Source organism: uncultured Campylobacter sp. (assembly GCF_938018145.1).
Taxonomy (GTDB): Bacteria; Campylobacterota; Campylobacteria; order Campylobacterales; family Campylobacteraceae; genus Campylobacter_A.
In genome coordinates, this window is sequence record NZ_CALIII010000325.1 from 1 (window position 1) to 1,407 (window position 1,407).

Annotated in this window: 2 protein-coding genes and 1 pseudogene; all 3 read left to right on the forward strand. The window is 48.9% G+C overall.

What is annotated here, in order from left to right:
- A partial coding sequence (moaC, locus tag Q0338_RS07565) for a cyclic pyranopterin monophosphate synthase MoaC (protein ID WP_298086220.1) occupies positions 1-386 on the forward strand: 386 nt, incomplete at its 5' end.
- Complete coding sequence (locus Q0338_RS07570) at positions 361-624, forward strand: DUF493 domain-containing protein (protein WP_366119796.1); 264 nt, start codon at positions 361-363, stop codon at positions 622-624. The genes moaC and Q0338_RS07570, both read left to right, overlap by 26 nt.
- 8 nt (positions 625-632) lie before the next feature.
- A pseudogene (locus Q0338_RS07575) lies at positions 633-1,407 on the forward strand (hypothetical protein); the annotation flags it as partial.

Below are 1,407 nucleotides of genomic sequence, written 5' to 3' on the forward strand. Positions count from 1 at the left end.
GCATCATAAAAATGTCGCGCGAGGCCTTTGACGCTATCAAAAACAACACGGGCAAAAAAGGCCCCGTCCTGCAAACCGCCGTCGTAGGCGCGATAATGGGTGCGAAAAAGACGAGCGAACTCATCCCGATGTGCCATCCGCTGCTAATCAGCGGCATAAACTGCGACATCGAGGAGCTAACCGAAATCTGCGCCTACAAGCTAACCGTTAGCGTCAAGATAGACGGCAAAACCGGCGTCGAGATGGAGGCGCTAACAGGCGTTAGCGTCGGGCTACTAACGATCTACGATATGATAAAAGCGATAGATAAAACCATGCAGATAACAGATATCACGCTAGAAAGCAAGAGCGGAGGCAAAAGTGGCGACTATGTGCGATCTAAATAAAGAACCTGAAATCTCATACCCAAATTTTTGGGAATACAAAATCATCGTGCTTGAAAATGAAAATGCCGAAGCTATCGCGCAGGGCGTCGTAGGCGAGAGGCAACACAAGATAACGCCGTCAAAATCGAGCAAAGATGGCAAATACAAAAGCTACAATCTAAGCGTTTTGGTTAATTCTAACGAGGAGCGATTAGAGATATTTTCCGCGCTAAGACGCGTTTGCAAATACGTACTATAAGGACTTTCATGCAAAATTTAGTCTTCATCCAAACCATAAAAGAGAACAAAAACGACCCGCAAATTTCCGTTTTGATCAGAGAATTTGCGCTAAGCGAGTTTAGAAAAAGCGTCAAAGGCGCAAAAAACGGCGACGCAAACGCGGCTCTGGCTAAAGAGTTTGAGCAAATTTGCGAGGCGCTAAAGAGCGAGGATCTGCTAAACCGTCAAAACGTCGCCAACCTCATCCAAAGCGCAGGCGACGCGCTCAGCGAGGCAAAAGAGCAGTATATCCACCGCCTAATCTACGAAAAAGAGCAGATCGAGCGGCAAATTTACGCGCAAAAAGACGAGATCAAAAACGACGTTCGCGCGCTGCTTGAAAATATGGAAAATTTCATCAAAAGCAGCGACCTGGCGGATAAAGAGGAAATTTTAACCGCGATAGACGAAAAAATGCTCTGCGAGCTGCAAATGCTGGGAATCCTAAAAGAGACCACCGAGGCGGCGTTTCTAACCGCGATCGAAAAGGGCGACGACGTGAAAGATACGGTGGAGCAAATCGCCAAAAACGTCGTACTTAGCGCTATAAACGAGGGAGAAGCGAGCAAAGAGCGCATCCTGGAGATCGCAAGGACTGTCTGCGAGGCGGCGTGCGAGATAGCCGACGTCGATCAGGCCTTTGCCAAAGAGCTAATCAGCGGCGCGATCGGCGGCGTAAAAGAGGCGCTTGGCAAAAGGACGGAGAAGTTTATCGAGGAGATCAAATTTGCCCCGGACGGCCAGACGCTGCTGGGCGAAGCTA